Origin of the sequence: Nostoc sp., assembly GCF_036917155.1 — a bacterium.
GTDB lineage: Bacteria > Cyanobacteriota > Cyanobacteriia > Cyanobacteriales > Nostocaceae > Nostoc.
This window is the reverse complement of sequence record NZ_JBALDZ010000166.1, coordinates 1-22,011: the sequence shown is the minus strand read 5'-3', so window position 1 is coordinate 22,011 and position 22,011 is coordinate 1. Positions and strand designations below refer to the sequence as shown.

At 42.3% G+C, this 22,011-nt stretch carries 18 protein-coding genes; 5 read left to right on the top strand and 13 right to left on the bottom strand.

Annotation, left to right across the window (positions count from 1 at the left end; all coding sequences use genetic code 11):
- The first annotated feature begins 124 nt into the window (after nucleotides 1-124).
- The gene (locus V7K67_RS22225; protein WP_335168447.1) at nucleotides 125-1,492 is read left to right on the top strand and encodes an NAD(P)/FAD-dependent oxidoreductase; all 1,368 of its coding nucleotides are present in this window, start codon (nucleotides 125-127) and stop codon (nucleotides 1,490-1,492) included.
- A gap of 114 nt (nucleotides 1,493-1,606) precedes the next feature.
- The gene (locus tag V7K67_RS22220) at nucleotides 1,607-6,970 is read left to right on the top strand and encodes a translocation/assembly module TamB domain-containing protein (RefSeq protein WP_335168445.1); all 5,364 of its coding nucleotides are present in this window, start codon (nucleotides 1,607-1,609) and stop codon (nucleotides 6,968-6,970) included.
- 353 nt (nucleotides 6,971-7,323) lie between these two features.
- Here V7K67_RS22220 and V7K67_RS22215 read toward each other — a convergent pair whose 3' ends face one another.
- The 9 genes from V7K67_RS22215 to V7K67_RS22175 form a co-directional block, all read right to left on the bottom strand.
- Nucleotides 7,324-7,530 carry an HNH endonuclease gene (locus tag V7K67_RS22215; protein ID WP_334734097.1) on the bottom strand — a complete coding sequence of 69 codons (207 nt, stop codon included), beginning with the start codon at nucleotides 7,528-7,530 and terminating at the stop codon, nucleotides 7,324-7,326.
- On the bottom strand, nucleotides 7,520-7,798 hold the full coding sequence (locus V7K67_RS22210; RefSeq protein WP_196524411.1) for a hypothetical protein: 279 nt from the start codon (nucleotides 7,796-7,798) through the stop codon (nucleotides 7,520-7,522). Before V7K67_RS22210 ends, V7K67_RS22215 begins: the two co-directional genes overlap by 11 nt.
- Before the next feature lie 3 nt (nucleotides 7,799-7,801).
- Entirely contained in the window at nucleotides 7,802-8,842 is a 1,041-nt protein-coding gene (locus V7K67_RS22205) for a hypothetical protein (protein WP_335168442.1), read from the bottom strand.
- A gap of 19 nt (nucleotides 8,843-8,861) precedes the next feature.
- The gene (locus tag V7K67_RS22200) at nucleotides 8,862-10,571 is read right to left on the bottom strand and encodes a DEAD/DEAH box helicase (protein WP_334709949.1); all 1,710 of its coding nucleotides are present in this window, start codon (nucleotides 10,569-10,571) and stop codon (nucleotides 8,862-8,864) included.
- Nucleotides 10,572-10,633: 62 nt separating this feature from the next.
- On the bottom strand, nucleotides 10,634-10,849 hold the full coding sequence (locus V7K67_RS22195) for a hypothetical protein (RefSeq protein WP_335168440.1): 216 nt from the start codon (nucleotides 10,847-10,849) through the stop codon (nucleotides 10,634-10,636).
- A 116-nt stretch (nucleotides 10,850-10,965) separates the two neighbouring features.
- A complete protein-coding gene (locus tag V7K67_RS22190) occupies nucleotides 10,966-11,481 on the bottom strand; it encodes a dienelactone hydrolase family protein (protein ID WP_335168438.1) in 516 nt (171 codons plus the stop codon).
- 259 nt (nucleotides 11,482-11,740) lie between these two features.
- Nucleotides 11,741-12,262 (bottom strand): AraC family transcriptional regulator, encoded by a 522-nt coding sequence (locus V7K67_RS22185; RefSeq protein WP_335168436.1) that lies wholly within the window; start codon nucleotides 12,260-12,262, stop codon nucleotides 11,741-11,743.
- A 307-nt stretch (nucleotides 12,263-12,569) separates the two neighbouring features.
- Nucleotides 12,570-12,956: a DUF2358 domain-containing protein gene (locus tag V7K67_RS22180; protein ID WP_334709945.1), complete on the bottom strand. Its 387-nt coding sequence runs from the start codon at nucleotides 12,954-12,956 to the stop codon at nucleotides 12,570-12,572.
- 53 nt (nucleotides 12,957-13,009) lie between these two features.
- The gene (locus V7K67_RS22175) at nucleotides 13,010-13,573 is read right to left on the bottom strand and encodes a leucine zipper domain-containing protein (RefSeq protein WP_335168434.1); all 564 of its coding nucleotides are present in this window, start codon (nucleotides 13,571-13,573) and stop codon (nucleotides 13,010-13,012) included.
- Between the two features lie 579 nt (nucleotides 13,574-14,152).
- On the opposite strand from V7K67_RS22175, the gene V7K67_RS22170 reads away from it, so the two are divergent.
- Nucleotides 14,153-14,845, top strand: coding sequence for a class I SAM-dependent methyltransferase (locus tag V7K67_RS22170; protein WP_335168432.1), 693 nt, complete (start codon nucleotides 14,153-14,155; stop codon nucleotides 14,843-14,845).
- A 230-nt stretch (nucleotides 14,846-15,075) separates the two neighbouring features.
- On the opposite strand, the gene V7K67_RS22165 is transcribed toward V7K67_RS22170, so the two are convergent.
- The 4 genes from V7K67_RS22165 to V7K67_RS22150 all read right to left on the bottom strand — a co-directional run bounded on the left by V7K67_RS22165 (nucleotide 15,076) and on the right by V7K67_RS22150 (nucleotide 20,383).
- Nucleotides 15,076-15,774, bottom strand: a complete 699-nt coding sequence (locus tag V7K67_RS22165) for a HupE/UreJ family protein (protein WP_335168430.1) — start codon at nucleotides 15,772-15,774, stop codon at nucleotides 15,076-15,078.
- 405 nt (nucleotides 15,775-16,179) lie between these two features.
- The gene (locus V7K67_RS22160) at nucleotides 16,180-17,484 is read right to left on the bottom strand and encodes a sensor histidine kinase (RefSeq protein ID WP_334730860.1); all 1,305 of its coding nucleotides are present in this window, start codon (nucleotides 17,482-17,484) and stop codon (nucleotides 16,180-16,182) included.
- A 242-nt stretch (nucleotides 17,485-17,726) separates the two neighbouring features.
- Nucleotides 17,727-19,478 (bottom strand): ABC transporter ATP-binding protein, encoded by a 1,752-nt coding sequence (locus V7K67_RS22155; RefSeq protein ID WP_334730846.1) that lies wholly within the window; start codon nucleotides 19,476-19,478, stop codon nucleotides 17,727-17,729.
- A gap of 245 nt (nucleotides 19,479-19,723) precedes the next feature.
- Entirely contained in the window at nucleotides 19,724-20,383 is a 660-nt protein-coding gene (locus V7K67_RS22150) for a hypothetical protein (RefSeq protein WP_335168428.1), read from the bottom strand.
- Nucleotides 20,384-20,488: 105 nt separating this feature from the next.
- Between V7K67_RS22150 and V7K67_RS22145 the strand changes: the two genes are divergently transcribed.
- Nucleotides 20,489-20,629 (top strand): hypothetical protein, encoded by a 141-nt coding sequence (locus tag V7K67_RS22145; RefSeq protein WP_335168426.1) that lies wholly within the window; start codon nucleotides 20,489-20,491, stop codon nucleotides 20,627-20,629.
- A gap of 181 nt (nucleotides 20,630-20,810) precedes the next feature.
- Nucleotides 20,811-21,809, top strand: coding sequence for a UDP-glucose 4-epimerase GalE (galE, locus tag V7K67_RS22140; protein WP_334730849.1), 999 nt, complete (start codon nucleotides 20,811-20,813; stop codon nucleotides 21,807-21,809).
- The last annotated feature ends 202 nt before the right edge of the window (nucleotides 21,810-22,011 follow it).

Below are 22,011 nucleotides of genomic sequence, written 5' to 3'. Positions count from 1 at the left end.
ATTGGGTTGATTAATCACAGAATAGTTCTATTTGGGACTTTCTAGGCGTAAGACAAAAAATCTGAATTGAAATGTGTAACATCCTAGCAAATTCCTGACTATACAAGACTTTGGAGAATATTTTATGAACAGCCCAGTTTATCAAACTGTTATTGTCGGTGGTGGCTTCACCGGCTTATTTACAGCCTTAAACCTAGCTCACGAAGATTATCCTCGCTCTGTAATTTTGATTGATCAAAATGAACGCTTTTGCTTTAAGCCGTTACTCTACGAATATTTCAGTGGCGAGATGGATGCTTTTCAAGTAGTACCGCGTTTTTCGGAATTACTTAAAGGTAGTGGTGTGATCTTTGTTCAAGATGCAGTGGAATCCATAGACTTACATGAACAACAAGTTAAATTAGCTTCGGGAAACTCCTATAACTACAGTAACTTAGTATTAGCCTTGGGTAGTATTACTGGTTATCATCATCTTGAAGGTGCTAAAGATTACGCTTTCCCCTTTTGGACAGAAGCCGATGCGATCGCTCTTGAGCAACATTTAGGCGACTGTTTGCAAAAAGCAATCCAAACAGAAGATATAGAACAACGTCGTCAACTGTTAACAGTAGTAATCGTTGGTGGTGGTGCAAGTGGTATAGAAATGGCAGCTACTTTAGCTGATTTACTGCCACATTGGTATACCGCTTTGGGAGGAAATTCTGATGAAATTCGTGTGATACTGCTCAATCACGGTCAAGAAATCCTCAATGGTAATGTTAACGATCCTCTGCGCCCAATTGCTGAAAAAGAATTACAAAAACGCACGATTCCAATTGAAATTCTCAGAGGTGCAGAAGCCACTAAGATTCATGCTAACGCCATTGAATATAAGCACAATGAGCAAATTGAGACGTTGCCAACAAGTACCACAATCTGGACAGCTGGTACTTCTATTCATCCACTAATTAAAAGTTTACCAATTTCCCCAGAACATCGAGATCGTCGCGATCGCCTTCTAGTTACTCCCACAATGCAACTACTTGACTTCCCAGAAGTCTTTGCCGGCGGGGATTGTGCAGCAGTTCCAGATAACTCACTACCGCCAACAGCCCAAGTTGCTTATCAACAAGGAGCCAATATTGCCCAAAATTTGCAAGCGATCGCTTTCGGCCAAGAACTCAAACCAGCAAAGGTAAACATCCGTGGAACTCTCTTAAAATTGGGGTTAAATAATGCTGCTGCTAACCTTTTCAATGTTTTTGAAGTTGCAGGCGAATCCGGGCATTTAATCCGCCAAGGCACTTATTTAACCCTATTACCAACACCAATTCATGATTTCAAAGCTGCTAGTGAATGGTTAGATGAAGAGATTTTTCACCATCACCTTGATCCCCATGATGTGGGCAAAAAAGTTGTCCAAGCAGTGGAAGTAGTTGGCGCAGGAGTTATGGGCATTTTAGCTGCAAGAAAACTACTAAAAATGCTGGGGAATAAAAGCAGTGTAACCTAAGGTTGTTGCGTAAGTCATAATATTGTGAAACCATAGCTTGTGACTTGCTAATACAACTGCAACTAGCCTATTTCTAGCCTCACCTAGAAAAAAGTCCTGGTACTGGTAACAATAATGACGCAATCCCCAAATTCAGGAAACAATCAGGAACCATCTAATCCTCGTCTGTGGCTCCTACTTTTACGACGTACCAGTTTGGCTGTGGGTGGGGTTTTGCTAATTGGAATTATAGTTGGTGTTTGGTGGGCTAGAAGTTATGTATATAAGGACTTAGCCCCGTTAGTGCAGCAAAATCTCCAGCAATTACTGGGGCGTCCAGTAAAAGTTGGGGAAGTTGAGCGTTTTTCGCTCACTAGTATCAGATTTAGCTCTCTATCCATACCAGCAATTCCCACCGATCAAGATCAGGTGGTAGTAAAAGCTTTAGAGGTGCAATTCTCGCCGTTGCAACTCCTCCTCACCCGAAAACTGGCATTAAATGTCACCTTAGTTCAGCCTAATGTCTACATTCAACAGGATAAAGATAGTCGTTGGGTGACAACCCAAATTAAGGCTGGGGGAGGACAAGGCTTGATTAAAATTGAGTTGGAGACACTGCAAATTCAAGATGGCAATGTCGAGTTGATGCCATTCGCTGCACCTACGAAACCGAAAGGCTCAGTAATATTAGATCATGTTGGTGGTGTTGCCCGATTTTCAGACCAAAATCAAAGGATCGGTTATGACATCAATACTCAACTCACCAGGGGAGGCGCTGTTAAAATTGTTGGCGAAACCCAAATAAAAGCTCAACAAACTAACCTGCAACTGCAAGTACAAAATTTACAAGCATCTGATATTACTCGATTAATTCAGTTACCGATCGCTTTACAAGGAGGATATTTAAATGCTGATTTAGGGGTTCAGATTCCACCAAAACTGTCAGATATAGCAATTACAGGAACAGCGACAGCTAATCAAATCACTGCCAAAATTCCCAATATTCCTCAGCAGGTTTCTAATTTTAATGGGAGATTTCTATTTCAGGGGCAGACAGTTGCTTTAGATAATCTGAGTACGAACTTTGGCAAAGTTCCCATCCTGGCTAATGGAACAATTAATTCTCAAACAGGTTTTAATGTCTCTGCTCAGATCAAACCAGTTAGTGCGAAAAATATCTTAGATACTCTGAAAGTCAATTCGTCAGTCCCAGCTAGTGGCGAAATTCAAGCCAAGATTCAGGTATTAGGTCTACTTCAGCAACCTGTCCTCAGTGGTACGGTAAGCAACACCAAACCTATTCAAGTTGACCGCCTTCAATTTAAAAGCATCAATACTGATTTCCGGTTGAATGTCTCTCAAACTGCATCTCAACTTGCTGTTTCCAATCTGAAAATAGTCCCCGTAGCTGGTGGTCAAATTATAGGCGCTGGTCGAGCGGCTCTAGGAAGCAAAGATGAGGTAATATTTAATGCTCAAGCTGATGGAATATCAGGAGATATACTAGCACGCAGCTATGGCGTGACTCTACCGATCGCAGTTGGCAATATTTCTGCAAAAGCTCAAATTTCTGGCTCACTCCGCAAACAGCCCTTGAACCTTAATGTTTCCAATGTTCGGGTAACACCAGCAGCCGGAGGGCAAATCACAGCTAATGGTCAAATTCAACTGGCTCCCCAAGGTCAAGTAGGTGTAAATATTCAAGCCCAAGGTATCCCAGGAAATGCGATCGCTCAAGGTTATGGTATTTCAACGCCAATTAATGTTGGTGGTATATCTGCAAACGCTAAAATTTCCGGTTCTCTGGGTAGACCATTAAATGTCAATGTTGTTCGCGTTCAAGCAAATCCAGAGGTGGGAGGACAAGTTACAGCTAGCGGTCAAGTTCAGCTTGCACCCCAAGGTAGGGTATCGTTGAATGTGCAAGCAGAAAATTTACCAGGGGATGCGATCGCCCGAGCCTACAATTCCTCACCCTCCATCACCATTGGGAATGTCTCAGCAAATGCGAATATTTCCGGTACTCTGAGCAACTTGCAAACAGTAGCACGAGTGCAAGCCCCCAACGCCACCTATCCCACTACCGGACGGGTTGTTGTTACCAAACAAGGAGAGAATATCCTTTTCCCCGATGCGGTTTTGAACGTCGCAGGTGGGACAATTCGGGCCAGAGGTGAAGTTGCCCAAGAACGTTGGCAAGGGGGTATCAAAACTTCTCAAATTCAACTCAACCGGTTCTCACCACAACTACGAGGACGGCTCAATAGTAATATTCAGTTAGCAGGTACAACAAAATCTTTCCAGCTTGCAGATATTCGCGCCGCCGGACAAATTCGCCTATCCCAAGGGGTAGCATTGCTGGCAAAACCGCTCACCGCCCAATTTCAGTGGAATGGACAGCAGATTATCGTTGAAAACGCAAGTACTCCAGGGTTGAGTGCTAATGGTGCGATCGCTATTCAGTCTCCCCCAACTGGCGCACCCCAAATTGCCGGATTTAATTTAAATGTACTGGCGCAGAATTTCAACCTCAAAAATACTGGCTTTAAAGTTCCTGGTGACGTTGCAATAGCAGGGCTACTAGATTTTAATGGAAAAGTTACAGGCACTCCAGATGTACCGCAAGCTAATGGCAATATCCGACTGCGGAATTTCCAGGTTAGTGACTTGGCATTTGACCCACTTTTAACCGGAAAGGTGAATTTTCAAGGGGGACAAGGGGCAAGGCTGCGATTAGCTGGGAAGCAAGATCGGATTGCGCTTAACTTAGGTGCAGATTATCGTCCCACTTCATTTTTAGTTCGGCGGGATGGCGCACTCACCACAGGTAGAACTGAGGGAGATAACTTGCTCATCAACGCCCAACAGTTTCCCATCGCTCTGGTTGGGGGCTTTTTACCTAACAATCAATTGAAACCATTGGCGGGGCAACTATCGGGTAATTTAGTTGTCAATCTGAATAATTATGCCATTGCGGGGGATGTAGCGATCGCCCGGCCTCGGGTTGCCAGAGTTGCAGCAGATGAATTTCGTGGCAGCATCAATTATGCCGATGGTACTGCTAGCTTGGCTAATGGTCAATTGCGGATTGGCGATAGCAACATCGCTCTTAGTGGCAATGTGCAAACAGGGAATGACCCGAAATTTCAATTCCAAGCTAATTTTGCCCAAGCCAAAATCCAGAGACTTTTACAAGCGTTCAATATCTTCGACTTTCAAGACCTTGGTAGTGGGTTGCAGCCTCCCACCTTAGCGGGAGCAGAGGCACTTAATACCAAGTCTATCAGTTTGCCCAATGCAGATTTGAAAACACAGCTAGCATACTTCTCGAACCTTACAGCGGCCAACGCCAAACAACAGCAAGTAGAAACAAAACAAACCCCATCTTTGCCCAGCCTTGCAGAATTAACGGGTGCTTTAAGCGGAGCAATTACAGCCAATGGCTCGTTAAAATCTGGGTTGAATGTCGGCTTTAATTTTCAAGGTGCAAACTGGCAATGGGGTGAATATTCCATCAATCAAGTGGTTGCTCAAGGCAATTTCGCCGATGGTATCGTCACACTTTCGCCCTTGAGTATTGGGATAAATCAAGGACTAGTGGCCTTTTCAGGACAGTTAGGAACTGAGCAACTATCTGGAAAGTTGAATGTAGCAAGTTTACCCTTATCACTTTTAGAGCCTTTTATCGAAAAATACCCCATAGATATCACTGGGAAAGTGAATGCTGATGCCACCTTAGCAGGTAGTTTACAAGACCCTAGTGCGAAAGGCAAAGTGACTTTAGCTGATGCGACTCTTAACAAGCAACCTGTGCAAACAGGAGAAGTGAACTTTGATTACAACAAAGCTCGTTTGAATTTTGATAGTACCTTATTAGTGACAGGAACGCAGCCAGTCGCAATTACAGGTAGCGTACCTGCTCCCTTACCTTTTGCCGGCGTGCAACCGGATAGCAATCAAATCAGCATCAAGGCCAATGTGCAAAATGAAGGATTGGCATTGTTAAACCTGTTGACTAACAATCAAATTGCTTGGGTAGACGGTCAAGGAAAAGTAGATTTAAACGTTCAAGGTACTTTAAACGAACCAATTATTAACGGAAATGCCACACTTAATAATGCTACTTTTCGCGCTCAAGCCTTATCCGATCCCCTAACGAATGTTACTGGAACAGCACAATTTAATGGTAGTACGGTAAGCGTTGAAAATATCCAAGGTAATTATAATCAAGGGCAAGTGACTGCATCAGGAATCCTGCCGATTCTTGATTCTCAGCAAGTCGCGGCGAATCCTCTGACAGTATCAATAGCAAACAAACTAAATTTTAAGCTTGCAGGACTGTATGAAGGCGGTGTCGGCGGCGATATTGTCATTCGGGGAACAGCATTAAAACCTGTAATTGGTGGAGAGATTAAACTGAGTGATGGTCAGGTGATTATTGGAAACTCGTCTACTGCTAATCAAAAACCAGCAGCCACAGCAGAGGCTAACGCTAACGTTATCAATAGAGAAGAGGTTAACGTTAACGTCAAAGCTACAGCAGAGAATAATACTAATCCAGTGGCGACAGCAGAGAGTAACAGCAACGCAGTCACTCCACCCAATTTACCTGTAGAGTTTGCAGATTTAAAGTTGATTTTAGATAAGGGTGTTCGTGTTACCAGTCAGCCTCTACTTAGCTTTGTACCAGGAGGAGCCGCTTTTAGTCAGCCGATATTGAGCTTTGACGCCAAAGGCGACTTGACAATTAATGGTACATTAGCCAAGCCGCGTCCTGAAGGACTCATCCGTTTGACAGGAGGACGAGTCAGCTTATTCTCTACTGAGTTCACCTTGGCGCGGGGTTACGAACAAACTGCGCGGTTTATTCCAAGTCTTGGGCTTGACCCTACTTTAGATGTCCGACTGACTGCAATTGTACCGGAAGCATCGGTAAAAAACAGTCAAGTTTTGGAATCACCATTGTCTGCTGAAATTAGCGATGTTTCTGTAAACAACTTTGGGACTTTACGTACCGTTACCGTTCAAGCCAGTGTAAACGGGCCAGCGAGTAAATTGGGCGACAACCTAGAATTGACCAGTGACCCTAGCCGTAGTAAGGGGGAAATAGTTGCTTTGCTGGGTGGCTCAATTCTGAATTCTTTCGGTCAAGCAGATGCAGCCCAAGGACTGACTAACTTCGCTAGTTCTACCATTTTAGGTGGTTTGCAAGGAACTATCACTGCGATCGGACAGGCTATTGGTTTCAGTGAGTTTCGCATATTTCCCACCCCTGTTACTAATAATCAAGCTTCAACAGCTTCAGTTCTAAATTTATCAGCAGAAGGTGTGTTTGACATCAATAGAAATTTCTCTGCCTCTTTATCGCGCGCCCTTACTAGCGATGACTCTTTCCTTTACAATGTGCTTTATCGAGTCAATGACGAAATTCTGATGCGAGGCTCAACTAATTTGGGGGATGAAAATCAATTCCAAGTTGAATATGAAACCCGATTTTAGAGGATGTATGAGGAACGAACCGCAAAGGGCGCATTCGCGCAGCGTCTCGTTAGAGAAGGACACAAAGAAGAAAGAAAATTTGGCGCAGCCTCACAAAGAAATGGTATAAGCGATTAAGCGGACTTGATATGACAACTTACAAGCTGTGAAGAACGTTAAAATGTCAGCCCTACTTATGAGGCTATTGAGTTAGCACCACTTTCAATACGGTTCGGATAAGGTTTTTTGATAACAAGCCTGATTATTAGACATCTCCAGAAATTAAATATGCTTTACCCATAACCCTTGTAGAGACGTAGCAGTGCTACGTCTCTACATTGTTTTTCGGAGATGTCTATTGTAGAGACGGCGATTTATCGCGTCTCTTGCCTTAACCGAACCGTATTGACACCACTTTTAGTAAGAGGAATTATATGGTCTACAGTGAAGGAAACATATTGCCATTGTTCCGATGCGTGACAATATTCGCACAGAAACTTGGCTCGTTGTCGTACTTGATTTTGAGTAGATTCACGCTTTGTAACGATTCGCAGACAAATCTCTGATTCCCTATAATTCACTTTGGTTTTGAGTTAGCGATGAATTTCTGAGCATCCGATTCACCAAACTCAGATAATCGTCTAATTCTTCATATTCATCTAATTCTTTTTCTTCCTCTGAAGTCAGTGTAGATTCTTTTTGCTTAATTAATAAGGCTTCAATTCGCCCCTGTACTAAGCTGGAAGCTCGAAATATTGGCACTCCTTCTACTAGCTCGATGCGGACAGCACCATCTAATGGTAAACTGTTGGGCAAGTGTGACAATTTCATAGGTAAATTGATTGTCATAAATTACTTTTTCCAAACTGTCGGTGAGATAATTTTAGCGGACTTGTCATCTAAATAGAAATTGTAAACAGGTTCTCCTGATAATTCACAGCGAAGCGGCTCAAGAATTTTAGTAAACGGATTCCAAACTGCTGTTACAGTCCGTTTTACTTTCTTTCGTTGCAACTCACACTGAATATGTACCGTAGGGAGATGGATAATCATTGCACTGTGCAACGAAGCTTCTACACTCATTGCATAACGCTCTTGGATATCCAACAATTTTCTCTCTAACTCTCTATTAGTGGCTTCAATTCGTGCTAATTCCAAATCTAGTTCATCACCAATCAATTTTTTTAACTCAATCTTGTTGCGAATCGAGTCGCTAATCGTGTTGTAATAATCCTTGAGTCTTTCTTCATCCCTAGCTCTAGCTCTTGTTAATTTAGCCTGCCAATTATCTAGAGATTTTCCAATCAATATTGCACTTTGATGTTCGATTAACCTCAACAACTCTTCAATTGGCATCGCCAATGGTGTCTCTTGATGCTCCACAGTCATTAGGTCAGACTCCCAAAACAAAGCATCACCAATTTCTACTGGTGTTACTCCTGTTATTTCATTGATAATGAACGAAACTAAGCCAATCCTTTTTTCGGAAGCATTGGCTGTGTAAGCCACATTACACAAGATGTAACGAGTAATTTCTGGTTTAGCATCTAAAAAACGAATTAAGCCATTTTGAGGTGCGAGTCTCTCCAATAAAATTTTCTCAAAGCCTGTGTTTTTCAGATGTCCATCGATTTTAACACCCAACGCACTAATAAGTCCTTTAACAGCTAATAGTTCAGATAGCTTATTTAAGACTTCTGAATGATAGGTGACAAAAACACTTTGGGGTACATCAGCAATAGTTGTAAAAGTAACTTCTTCTGGGAGCGAAAGCAGCGATGCTATATTTTCCGTCAACAACACATTCAAAATGTGTTCACCAGCAGGTTCTGCTATTCCATCATGCAGAGAAACAATTTTTTCTAAGGTAGCAATAATTGGGTCTGATAACATATTTATTCAAATCAATCTCTCAAGCTTCAAAATCTTCGCCAAAAATCTGTTCATCCAGTTCCTGGATTTGCTGATACTGGTTTTTGGCTTTCAACAAATTATCTGCCAATTGCTCGAAGGCTGTATCTAATTCTGGTTTAACCTGATGCTTGAGCCAGATATCCATAACAATTTCACTAAAATCAAATTCATCATCCACGTTCCCTAAAATTGTTTCAATCTCTCCGACCACTAGTTCAAACATATTAATTTTGTCATGCAAGATCCGCAGAATATACTCTTCGATACTGCCCTTGAGACAAAAGTTAAAAATAAAAACATCCTGGGTTTGTCCAATGCGGTGAATACGACCAATGCGCTGTTCTATTTTCATTGGGTTCCAGGGCAGGTCATAATTAACGATCGCGTTCGCAAACTGGATGTTACGTCCCTCTCCGCCCGTTTCAGATGCCAGCAGTACAGAAACATTATCCCGAAATGCGGCGATCGCCTCATCTTTCTGTTTAAGGGACATCCCCCCAGTAAATTCTGCAAAGGGGATATTTGCTGCTTGCAGAGTTTGAGCCAAATAAGTGCTAGTTGCTTTATGAGTTGTGAAGACCAAGGTTTTCTGGCGAGATTTTGAGAGCATCTCTACCAATACTTTTGCTTTCTCGACCTGCTTCACCTGGGCTGCTCGTCTTGCTAAAGACTTCAGTTCTTCATCAGGTAGGCGTTTGGTCAATTGCTTGAGGGAGTCAGCCAAAGCACCAGGGGATGAACCAGCACGCATTAGCAAATTGGTGCGGGAGAGTCTGTCTAGCTTGTCCTCTGAGGAACGTAGATACTCGCTCAAGTCCTGGTAAAGTTTCTCCTCGCCTGCTGCTGGGGTAACAGTAATTGTGGTGGCGAAGCGTTTGGGCAGTTTGACATCTACTAGGGCGCGGGTATTTCGCACCATGACTTCCCGCATCAGAGAGCGTAACTTTTCGGGATTTTTCGGGACTCGTCCATTCCTCGAATCGACGTATTCTTTTTTAAAAGCGGCTTCTGTTTGTAGTAGTCCCGGTTTGAGGAGGGTCAGCAGATTAAACAGTTCAATCAGGGAGTTCTGCACTGGCGTAGCAGTGAGCATGAGGATAAAGCGCTTATTGAGGGCGTTGACCAGTTTCCAGTTGAGGGTAGTGCGATTTTTTAGGTGGTGGGCTTCATCGACAACAACTAAGTCCCAAGTGCGACTAGTGACGTGGGGATAATGTTTAGCAGACTTAGCCGTGTTTAATGAAGCGATAATTCGCGGATTATTCGTCCAAAATTCGTCTATGGGTTGTTGCGGGTCACGGTTATCTGTGGTGATAGTAGCAATATTAAATTTGTCACTTAACTCTGATTGCCACTGGGAAACTAGGGATGCGGGAGTTAACACCAGCATAGACTGCACCATACCCCTTGCTAAGTACTCGGCTATGATTAGTCCCGCCTCAATGGTTTTGCCCAATCCGACTTCATCGGCTAGTAATGCGCGTCCACCCAGTTGTCTAAGTACTTTTCGGGCTGTTTCAATCTGATACCAGTATTTGTCGATGGCAGTTAGTGTGGGTAGGCAAATCAGCTGATCGTAGTCTGCCATTACGGAGAGGTTGAACAGGTCTAAACGCGCCTCGTAGAAGTTGAGCGGGTCGTATTTACCAGCTTTCAGGGCTGATAAGGCAGTGTCAGAATTGAATTTGAATGTATAGTTTGTCTCCATGATGCACCCGTAAATAGCTACTTTTAACCACACCGCGCACGTACATTTGACCAGTTCAGCACTTAGTCGCCATAGAGTTCCGAGTCTAAGTTGGCAGCTAGGGAGCCTTTCGATACTGCACCAATGAAGTTTGCCAGAGGGTCGCTACTGGAATTGGGGGGGTTGGTATCTGGTGATTTCTGAGTACGTGCAAGCTGTTGAACATACCGCAACACGTCTTCTTGGTGCTGGGATGGCAGTTGTTCAATCGCTTCAAAAATTGCTTGTTTGGTTGTCATAATTTAGCATTGCCAATTTTACCAACATAGGCGAGGATACCATCTCGAACACCATCGGCTCCCGGCGTAGCCCGCCCTTAGACATCGCCTACTGTATCCCAATTTTACAGCCATACTTATGAGGCTCTAGTTTTAATATTCAGTTTTTCTTTGCGCCATTTGTCCACACTTTTTTTAACTGCTTCTATTTCTGCAAAATCTACTTGCACAGTTGCAATTTCAAATTCCACACCCAAAGCGGTGGTGACTTCGAGAATTTCTACAAAACTGGCACATTGATAATCTGTATCCTCATACTCATAAACTCTTTGTTCATCAATTCCTAATATATCAGCAAGTTCTTGCTGACTAATTTTTGCTGCTATCCGAGCTTTAATTAAAGCATTTGGCAGCTTATTTAAAGAATCAACTTTGTTGTGGGGCAACTCGCGGTAGTATAGATCAGGGATGATTACTACATATCCTTCATGGGCGATTCGGGCTGCTACATCTTGGATATGTGACGTTAAGCCAAATGCCTCCATCAGCAGTAGAATGGCAGACTGACGGTCAGGATGAGTTGGTGTAAACAAAACAGCGGGCATCTGTCCATCTGGTGTGGAAATTAACACCTCGGTTTGTTCAATTGGCATCTTCTTTCTCCGATAGAATCTGTTGTTAATAAGTAAGTCGGTGCTAATATTTCTAGCTATGTTAAGGAATTTTAATGTAGGGTGTGTTGTTGCAGAGCGCAACGCACCGTCAACAATCCCAAGTGCGTTGCTATAAGGCATAACACACCCTACAGCTAATTTATATTTCTTCATATACATTGAATTTTTCTCACCGACTTACTTAGCTTAAAAACTAGTAATTGAGGATTCTAGAAGAAAGCTGCGGGATTTTAGTATATTATTGCGATCGCTCTTGTAGGAGTTCTTTTGGTGTGACACCAACCTGGCGTTTAAAGCATCTTGTCAAATGGCTTTGATCGGAAAAACCTGTTTGCGTCGCAATATCCGCAATGCTCAGATTGCTTTGCTTTAACAAATGTTTTGCCTTCTCAATTCGGCGTTGTAGGATGTATTGGTGGGGTGTGATTCCCATCCGTTGCTTAAACAGACGTAGAAAATAGTAGGGACTGAGTTGTGCGATCGCACTCAATTCAATCAACTTCAAGTCCTGATAGAGATAGTCATGAATATAGGCTGTAATTTTTTGCAACGTTCCTTGAGATAATCCATCTGAATAACTAGAAAGCTTTGGTTGCGTGCTGCAATAGTTCCGTAAAAGGTGAATTGCTAATGTCGTTTTGAGACTGTCAATCAGCAAATCACCGCCAATTTTGCCTGACTCTAATTCATCTCTCAAACTCGAAAAAATTCCTTGAATTAGTGGCAGCCCTGAACGAGAGTTCAGTGAGGTCTTAAACATAGCCCTTTCAAGGTGAGTAAAAATTTTGCTCAAAAAATTCCTCTTTAATCTCTTAACTCTGTGTTCTCTGCGTCTGGAGTGGTGAAATAAATTACTTTTAAACAGCAGAGGCAAAGAGTTGCCAGTGCGCCCTTGCGGTTCCCCGACTTGTACCCCTGCGGGGATCTTGCTACGCGCAGCGTCTCCCCTTCTCCCAAAGGGAGAGGCTAGCGCCAAGGGAGAAGCAACTGGCGCGGCGCAGAGAGAAAAACAGAGATTTTACGAGTCACCTTGAAAGGGCTAGGGGTCTTAAACCCTTCCTCGATAATCAACTTTTTGAAGGAAATAAATGTTGCTTTACCACATCTAGGCGTGAACAGTTCCAATAATCTATATGGGAGACAATCAAACCATCAGAATTAAGACCTAATTCACTCCAACCAGGAATAGAGATCCTTGGCTTCCAAGGGAGAGGAGTATTCCAACTGAGTGTCCACTCAGTTTTGATTGTGTCTCCTAAACGTTGAATATTATGTACATCCATCTTGGGATTTAAAAACCAAGTTTGGATAAAATTAATCATTTCTTTGTAACGTTTAACACCACGAAATTTATTCAGCGGGTCTTGAAAATAAACTTCTGGAGCATAAATATTATAAGTTTGATTTACTGGGAATCTTTGATAGTCTTCTTTGAGGATTTCAATGATATCCATGATAGATAAATATATCTGTAAATTGGTTTAATATGAAAACTGAAAAATGGAAATTAACCTTCATTCCATAGACGTTCTAACTGATGCCGCCAAGCAGTTAGGACTTCTTCTCGTCCTTTTGCAGATGAGTCTATTTCGCCCATCATTCCTTCTGCATAAAAGCGTTCTAAGGTTTGCATAGTAGCTTGCAGAGATTGTCCTTGCTGTTTTGCTGCCTGAATAATTTGCCGGATGCGGCTTTCAATTAGTCGATTAAAGACATTATCTAATCTGGCTTGATAGAGAGATGCAAGTCGGTTAATTGCATTGGACAAATCTGCACTGACTAAAGTGCCACTGTGATGTTGAAACACCCCCCAAATTACCCCTTCATACAAAGCGTAACGTACTTCTTGAGTATCATCGAAGTTAGCTTCTAGGAACTGTTCTAAAAATGGCTGGGCTTCTTGGATGGGCACAATAGGCAGTAAAACTCGCAGCCAAGTATTATCTTCGGAAAGCAGCACCAACAGCCGAAAAGTAGAAGTGTCTACTTGCCACGATCCAGGAGCAATGCCAGCAACAGCCGATGTGCCAAATAATTCTGTGAGCGTATCCGCAATCTCTTCAGGTGTCATAAGCCTTTATTTAGATATAGCCTTTAGATTAGCGCAGAGGTGCATCAGCTTATTCAATCGCTCCCATTAGTTTTAATGCTATGCGTTGTACAGGTGCCAGCCCTGTTACACCTGTGATGTTCAGCCCTGCACACAGTTTATACTAAATTACCCGCAGACAGTCACCAGTAGTTGCATCCCAAATATGAATGGTTCATCATCACTGCCACTGACAATCTAATGACGATAGGGGGAAAATTTGTCAATATTTAGAGGCTGGTCTTAATATTAAAAATTCTTATATAGGAATCATATTTGATTGTTGAAATACACGTAGGGTATGAAAGCAAAAAAATAGTGCATTAGACGTAGGTTGGGTGGAGCGGAGCGCAACCCAACATATATCAGGATGTTGGCTTTGGCAAAGCCTCCACCCAACCTACAATTTTTACAACATTTTAGCCTTGTCACACTACTACATATACTTATACTTAGATTTTTTCAGGAATCAAATAGGATTCCTATATTACTTCAAGTAGTTAAGTATCAAATTGTAACTACATAAATCAATTCATCGTTCATTTGGCAAAGAGATACACCATGACAAATGATGTGATTCAACAACAAATTGAATACTATCGCGCCAGAGCTAACGAATACGAGCAGTGGTTTTATCGAACTGGTCGTTACGATCGTGGTAAAGAACTCAATCAACGCTGGTTTGATGAATTAGCTATCGTCAAAACCGCCTTACACCAAATTGAGCCAGTCAAACACATCTTAGAACTCGCCTGTGGTACAGGAATCTGGACACAAGAACTTTTACAAATTGGTCAGCAAATTACAGCAATCGATGCCGTTTCTGAAGTCATTGAGATTAATCAACAAAAACTTCAATCTCCCAAAGTTAATTATCAGCAATGGGATTTATTCACTTGGGAACCCTATCAGCAATACGATTTAGTGTTTTTTTCTTTCTGGCTCTCTCACGTTCCTCCGATAAGACTCAATTCGTTTCTCCAGAAAGTTTCTCACTCTGTTCGCGCTGGAGGTGAGATATTTATCATTGATTCTCGCTTTGAACCAACCTCTACTGCAAAAGACCATATTCTTAAGAACGACGAAAGTATTTATAAGGTTCGTAAATTAAATGATGGTCAGAAATTTCAGATCGTCAAGATTTTCTATGAACCAGATGAATTGGATAATGAATTGGTGAGCGCTCACTTTAAAGCCGAAGTGAAGATAACAGAAAACTACTTTATTTATGCTTACGGTAAGAAGATTACATGACTTTTTACGGATATAGAAAAGGGAAAGGGGTTCAATACTTTTCCCTTCTGCCAGCCACGACCGAGCAAGAAAGATATCAGTCGAATAGGTGTGCGCCCCCAAGAATGAATAGACATCTCCGAAAATGAATGTAGAGACGTAGCACTGCTACGTCTCTACAAGGACTCTGGATAACGCATATTTACTTTCTGGAGATGTCTAATATATTCCACTGAATTGAAATATGTGGTTTAAATGATCGAATTGCTCAAAAACACGATGCCGATCGCACACAAAGCGAAGCCAGCAATGCTCATTTTCCAGGGTAAAGTTCGGTTGATTTCTCCCATACCCATTGCCACACCAATTTCTCTAGCACTCATCGCAACCGCAAACAGAGTTAAGGTAATGCCTAGTATATATGCAATTACTGGTATTATTCCTACCCCAATCATAGATTCAGCATCAGCGTAACCCTGAAATAAACCAGCGCTGATGCCCACCAGAGCAAGCACCATCAAGTTTGGTTGATTTGGCACGATCAGCATAGTACCAAGAACAATGGTAGAAATTGCGATGGCTGCGCCAACGCTTTCAGCGAACGCTATTTCTATGCCTGGTAAATTTAGCTGCAATAAATGAATTACAATGCCCAAAACTGTTGCGAAGATAAAACATCCCGCGATCGCAGCGCCACGAATAAACACAGATGAGAGTAAGCCAATTGCAACAATACCAACTAAACAATTTAAGCTAATTACTGGATCTGCCAATCCCCAGAGAAAGCCTTCCCAGCCGTTAGAGATGCTATGGTCAACTGATGTACCACTCAATGAACTCAGTAAGCTAATTAAAATTAAAGCTGCGATCGCTCCAATATGGCGATGCATTAACTTCGAGGTATAAAGTTCCTTTGAGACAGAGGATTCTGATAATTTAGTCTTGAACATCACTATAGGCCAAATTAGTTTTTTCGGTAATCTATACTACCCACCTATTCCAAAAAACTAACGTAGTCAGAAAAGTATTAGGCGAATAGAATGAGACTGTTGGCGAATTAATAGAGGGTCTAACCCATCATTCCTCATTACTCTGATTTGGGTCCGTTTCAACGGACTTGAGCGATTAGCCCGAAATTTATTTCAGGGCGGGAAAGCAACGCCAAACCAATGTTTTAGGGGTGAGGGGTCAAACCCACCGTGAATTGACCAACAGTCTCATAGAATTCGCTACTACACAAAACTTAGTCCACTGGGGTGGACTAAGAGAAAATCAAGGATTTTTAACCCACGGAGGTGGGTTTTGTTTATGTAGCCGCGACTTCCAGTCGCTTGGTGAGTAATAAATTAGACTTTTCAAACAGACTTAATCGGAATCGGAATCTCAATGATGAACTCTGCGCCTTGAAGCGGTGCAGAAATACACTTGAGTTTACCACCATGTTTATTAATAATTTGGTAGCTAATCGACATTCCTAAACCTGTACCTGAACCAACAGGTTTAGTTGTAAAAAACGGGTCAAAAATTTTTTGCTTTACTGCTTCTGTCATACCGCAGCCATTATCAGCAATCCGAACTATCACTTTATTCGTGTCTAAAACCTCAGTGCAAATGCGAATCTGGGGATTGTTATTTATCGGTTGTTGGTTGCCAGTTTTTTTTACATTGACCGCTAACAGATCGCAACCAATTATTGATTCTCTCAAAGTATCAATAGAATTATTCAGGATATTCATAAATGCTTGATTGAGTTGTCCAGCATAGCACTCGACTTTAGGCAAATTGCCATATTCTTTGATCACTTGAATATCTGGATGATTTCCTTCGCCTTCCAAGCGATTTTGCAAAATTAAGAGAGTGCTATCAAGACCTTCGTGGATATCAACTACTTTTTTTTCTGCTTCATCTAGCCGTGAGAAGTTACGCAAGGATAAAACTAGGTTGGAAATGCGCTGGGTTCCCAAATTTATGGAAGATAAGATTTTTGGTAAGTCTTCTTTAATAAAATCAAGTTCAATTTCTTCGGTATAAGCTTTAATTTCTGATAGTAAATGGTAATCGCATTTCTGATAAAGCGTAATCAAATTGAGTAAGTTTTTAATATATTCATTAATAATAACGATATTACCGTCAATAAAATTCACAGGATTATTAATTTCATGGGCAATACCGGCAACTAATTGCCCTAATGAAGACATTTTTTCAGTTTGAATCAGTTGAGATTGGGTATTTTCAAGTTCCTTTAAGGTCAGTTTGAGTTTGCAGTTAGCTGTTTCTAGTTGTGCAGGACTCGGTAAAGCCAGAGCTTGGGGAATGATGGGTAACAGTGCGATCGCTGTATATAGTGAGATAATAGCCGTAATAAATTTGATGAAGCTGGATAACCAGTAAGTTGGATGCCAAAGCGTCCATACATCCATTACATGGGTTGTACCACAAGAGATGATAAAAGCTCCAAATAATAAAAGTATCCATTTGAAGGGGAAATCCTTTCGCTTGTGGACAAAGTAAATCAGGATGATGGGGATAGAATAATACACCAAAGCAATCAGAGAATCTGAGATGATATTTAGCCACACTAAACTCGGCTTCCAGAGATAACAATGTCCATGTGGAATAAATGAACTCTCAGTCAAAAAATTTTGCAAAAGTTCCAGCATACATCGCCAAACGAGGTAATTTATCATTTAATAGTTGACAAATTATACACGCCGTATAAAAAATTGTCCTTAATGCTTAAGACTGTACTAGTACAACACGGCGGAAATAAACCACCCCTTCGGGTTCGGCAGTTCCTCATGGGGGAAACCCCCAAGACCGGACTGCCTCACCATTCAAAATCAATGAAACGCTTACGCTGTATTCATTTTTAATTTTTAATTTTTAACTCCGCCCTGCGGTACTAGTGCAGTAATTCCTCAACTTGATGTTGGCTCCACAAAGTTCTATATAAACCCTGTTGTTTTACAAGTTCTAAGTGATTGCCTATCTGTACAATTTTTCCCTTTTCCATCACAAAAATTCGGTTAGCAACTGCTGCTGCTGATAATTGATGCGTGATAAAAATTACTGTTTTACGTCCAGTCCCATCGGAGAGATTTTTGAGGATTTGCGTGGCTGTTTGATTATCTACACTAGAGAGGGCATCATCCAAAATTAACACTGGAGCATTGACCAGCATAGCCCTAGCTAAAGCAGTCCTTTGGCGTTGACCGCCAGAAAGAGTAATACCGCGTTCACCAACAATAGTTTCATATTGCTGGGGAAAATTGTGAATTTCTGATTCAATTTGGGCAAGTTTAGCAACAGATTCTACCTGCTCTTGTTCGCTAACTGGATCGCCGTAGCGGATATTATTTTTGATTGTAGTACTAAATAGAAAGCTATCTTGAGGAACGTAGGCGATCGCACCTCGTAAATCTGCCAAAGCAATCTTAGTAATATCCATCCCATCTAAAAACAATTGTCCTGATTCAATATCTAACAAGCGGGGCAAAGCATTGGCCAAAGTTGATTTCCCCGAACCAATCGCCCCAACAATAGCGACAGTTTCTCCAGCAGCAATGGTAAAGTTCACATTTGCTAAAGCTGGAGTAGTTGAACCAGGGTAATTGTAAGTGAGATTTTTCGCTGTCAGTTCCCCTTTCAGTTCAGCCATCGGCAGATGTATGGCATCGGCTGTATCTTTAATTTTCGGAGTGACAGAGAGAATAGATTCCAGCCTATCAATACTAACTTCACCCCGTTGGTAGGCAGTAATTGTGAATCCTAAAATGGCCGTGGGGAAGGCCAAACGCTCTACATAAATTAGCAATGCTAAAAAGTCGCCAACCTCAAGCGTCCCAGAAGACATCCGCGCTGTCCCTAGCCAGATGATGATCAGTGAACTGATATTAGCTAGACCGCCAATTAGCGGAAACAGTGTATTTCGGATTTTTGCCAGTTCCAGGTTAGCAGTCAATAGCTGCTGATTTTTCTTGGCAAAAGCTCGACGCTCGTTTGCTTCTTGGGCATAGATTTTAATTAAGGCAATGCCACTGATATCCTCCTGAATGAGTTCGCTAATGTCAGAGAGTTGCTCTTGGACTGTTGCTTGTTGTTTACGTAAGCGAGTGCTAAACAGACTCACCAACAAGAACATAAAAGGGTACACTGCCAGGGAGGCTAGTGTGAGATCCACACTAATCGCCAGCATGACTGGCAGTGTCAGGGCATAAGCAAAGGCTGTATTTGCCAAACTCAAGACCGCAAAACCCAACAACCGCTTGATATTGTCCACATCACTGGTAGCCCGACTAATCAAATCGCCAGCAGTATTACTGGTAAAATAAGCAGGCTCCAGCTTGAGTAAGTGTTCAAAAATCCGTTGTTTGAGATCAAATTCCACTTGACGCCCCACACCAAATAGCCAAATGCGTGATGCCATCCGCATTAGCCACATCGCCGAACTGAGTAAGACAATGATTACTACATAATGTAATATTTGGTTCCAGTTGAAGGTTGTTGAGAGCTTGTCAACACCAGCACGAATCAACCAAGGGATATAAACGCCCAGTGCATTGACAGACAACAAAGCGAGAATGCCTAAGGACGCCTCCTGCCAATGGGGTCTTAAGTAAGCACTGAGTTTAGCGAGTCGTCGAGATTTTGCCATTAAAGCAATTTTGCAACTTTATCATCCTAGATTAACTGCTAGTCTAAGAAGGCAGCTATGTAGGGGATTGGGGACTGGGGATTGGGGACTGGGGATTGGGAAAGAATGGGGGTCTGAATCCCTATTTAAATTTTCTCAATCCCCAGTCTTTAGTTTAATGAAACCCTTGCAAATTCGTAATTCCGAATTCTGGGTAGCGTTACTAAAGCGTGGCATTGGGGTCTTTTTAGTATTTCTTTTTTACTTTATGACCGCTGAACACGCAAGAACCTGTAAATTTCAACGAGATAACTTTCCCAAGTTCTGGTTGTCAATTGCAACGTTTCTGCATTTGGTACAAAGTCTTCAAGTCGTAAACCCCGTGTGCGAATATCTTGAGGATTTCCTTGTAAGAGGTAGGGAGGCACTTTCAAATTATAAGAAAGAATGCTGTCCCCCATCACATCTGAGATGTTCGCTGTGGTGCTTGGTTGCCCTAACGCCACTAGTGTCCCAGATGTTGGTGTAGCAGTTGCTACATAATTTTGACCTGCCATTGCTCCTAGAGGTGCGCGATAAAGGAAATAGGCGACCGCTGGTGTACTTGCCAACAGCAAAATCGTCAGTGCCCAACCGAGCAAGAATCCTCCTGGTTTTTCTATCCCACCTCCTTTGATTTTCTGAGCTGCAAGAATCATCAGCAAAACAGAGGCTCCTAGAGGCTTAAGTGGAAAAGACAGCATCCTCCATAACGACGCCACAGCTGGTTCACTGGGGTTAAGAAATGATAGGGCTACGATTACCAAGATAACGACTAAGATTAATCGCCCAACAAAAGTTCCAGAGGGATAAAATCGCTGGAACAGAGAATATACGATAGTGCCAATCAGCAGCCACAGCAGTACCCGGCTTAGCAATAGAAACATAGATTAACTCTCAAATTTTCTGGTGCGGTGAGCCAGTGTGGTGATGAGGCAGCCCGTTTTGATCGGGGTTTCCACGCTAGTTCTTCAACGGGGGGAACCCCGGTAATGAACGTAGTGACTCCCCTGTTGGGACTGCCGTGCATGATTTCCCTGAATAAAACAACTGGCGACTTCTTAGCCATAGCAACGCTAGCAGCATCACCCGTAAGGGTCAACCTAGAGGTTTCGGGAAATGGATTTATTTGATTGTCAAATTGTAATCGCACTGTTTGACTTAAAATATCTCAAACCTCACACCCAAAGACTACCGTCGTAGTGATTTTAGTGCAATTTTTTGACACTGCGTCTATTATTTATAATTTTCCAGAAGAGTAATCTAGTACCGGTAAACTAAATTAATTGAATAACCCACTTCAAAGGAAAAACTATGTCGCCTGGAAAGCCTAGCATTTTGGTAACGGGGGGAGCTGGATATATTGGTTCCCATACGGTGCTTGCTTTGAAGCAAGCGGGTTATAACGTTGTCATCCTTGATAATCTGGTCTATGGGCATCGCGACCTGGTAGAAAGGGTTTTACAGGTAGAACTGATAGTAGGGGATACAGGCGATCGCGCCTTGCTCGATCGCCTATTTAAAACCCACGATATTGCCGCTGTGATGCACTTTTCTGCTTATGCCTACGTAGGAGAATCGGTAACTGACCCGGCAAAATATTACAACAATAACGTCCTTGGTACTTTGACCTTGTTAGAAGCGATGCTGACGGCATCTGTAAAGAAATTTGTCTTTTCTTCTACCTGTGCCACCTACGGCGTACCAGAATTCGTGCCCATTCCCGAAAACCATCCCCAAAATCCGATTAATCCCTATGGCGCTACAAAGCTGATGGTAGAGCGGATTCTCTCTGATTTTGATGTCGCTTACGGTTTGCAATCAGTGCGTTTCCGCTATTTTAATGCGGCTGGTGCTAATCCCAGTGGCTTACTCGGCGAGGATCATAATCCAGAAACCCATTTGATTCCCTTGGTGCTGATGACAGCTTTAGGCAAACGAGAATCGATCTCAATTTTCGGCACCGATTACCCCACGCCCGATGGTACTTGTATTCGTGATTATATTCATGTTAACGATTTAGCAGATGCCCATATTTTGGGATTGGAATATTTATTAAAAGGTAGCGATAGCGAAGTTTTTAATTTAGGTAATGGCAGCGGCTTCTCTGTCAGAGAAGTCATTGCCGCCGTCGAAGAGGTGACAGGAATTTCCATATCAGTAGAAGAACGCGATCGCCGTCCTGGCGATCCCCCAATTCTCATTGGCACCAGTGAGAAAGCCAGAACAATCTTAGGCTGGCAACCGAATTATCCATCCATTCAAGATATTGTCGCTCATGCGTGGCAGTGGCATCAAAAGCGACACAAATAGACTTGATGACCGAATAATTATTAATTCATAAATAGAGAATGGGTACAAACTATCCACTGAGTTTTTGATTTAGTGGTCTTCAATCAGTGGATAGTTCAAGAGCTACCACCCCTAGCTATCTAATTGGTATACAAAGCAGGTAAGCTGATATTACACCTACCATCGGTAAAAAATTAGTGATAGTAAAGTTGCCTCGCCATCG

Bases quoted from the DNA above. Each gene is read 5' to 3' on its own strand.
- V7K67_RS22150 (WP_335168428.1), bottom strand. From the start codon at position 20,383: ATGTTTCTATTGCTAAGCCGGGTACTGCTGTGGCTGCTGATTGGCACT.
- V7K67_RS22165 (WP_335168430.1), bottom strand. From the start codon at position 15,774: ATGTTCAAGACTAAATTATCAGAATCCTCTGTCTCAAAGGAACTTTAT.
- V7K67_RS22190 (WP_335168438.1), bottom strand. From the start codon at position 11,481: ATGCCAATTGAACAAACCGAGGTGTTAATTTCCACACCAGATGGACAG.
- V7K67_RS22185 (WP_335168436.1), bottom strand. From the start codon at position 12,262: ATGTTTAAGACCTCACTGAACTCTCGTTCAGGGCTGCCACTAATTCAA.
- V7K67_RS22145 (WP_335168426.1), top strand. From the start codon at position 20,489: ATGAACGTAGTGACTCCCCTGTTGGGACTGCCGTGCATGATTTCCCTG.
- V7K67_RS22220 (WP_335168445.1), top strand. From the start codon at position 1,607: ATGACGCAATCCCCAAATTCAGGAAACAATCAGGAACCATCTAATCCT.
- V7K67_RS22170 (WP_335168432.1), top strand. From the start codon at position 14,153: ATGACAAATGATGTGATTCAACAACAAATTGAATACTATCGCGCCAGA.
- V7K67_RS22195 (WP_335168440.1), bottom strand. From the start codon at position 10,849: ATGACAACCAAACAAGCAATTTTTGAAGCGATTGAACAACTGCCATCC.
- V7K67_RS22200 (WP_334709949.1), bottom strand. From the start codon at position 10,571: ATGGAGACAAACTATACATTCAAATTCAATTCTGACACTGCCTTATCA.
- V7K67_RS22205 (WP_335168442.1), bottom strand. From the start codon at position 8,842: ATGTTATCAGACCCAATTATTGCTACCTTAGAAAAAATTGTTTCTCTG.
- V7K67_RS22160 (WP_334730860.1), bottom strand. From the start codon at position 17,484: ATGCTGGAACTTTTGCAAAATTTTTTGACTGAGAGTTCATTTATTCCA.
- V7K67_RS22210 (WP_196524411.1), bottom strand. From the start codon at position 7,798: ATGACAATCAATTTACCTATGAAATTGTCACACTTGCCCAACAGTTTA.
- V7K67_RS22180 (WP_334709945.1), bottom strand. From the start codon at position 12,956: ATGGATATCATTGAAATCCTCAAAGAAGACTATCAAAGATTCCCAGTA.
- galE (WP_334730849.1), top strand. From the start codon at position 20,811: ATGTCGCCTGGAAAGCCTAGCATTTTGGTAACGGGGGGAGCTGGATAT.
- V7K67_RS22175 (WP_335168434.1), bottom strand. From the start codon at position 13,573: ATGACACCTGAAGAGATTGCGGATACGCTCACAGAATTATTTGGCACA.
- V7K67_RS22155 (WP_334730846.1), bottom strand. From the start codon at position 19,478: ATGGCAAAATCTCGACGACTCGCTAAACTCAGTGCTTACTTAAGACCC.
- V7K67_RS22225 (WP_335168447.1), top strand. From the start codon at position 125: ATGAACAGCCCAGTTTATCAAACTGTTATTGTCGGTGGTGGCTTCACC.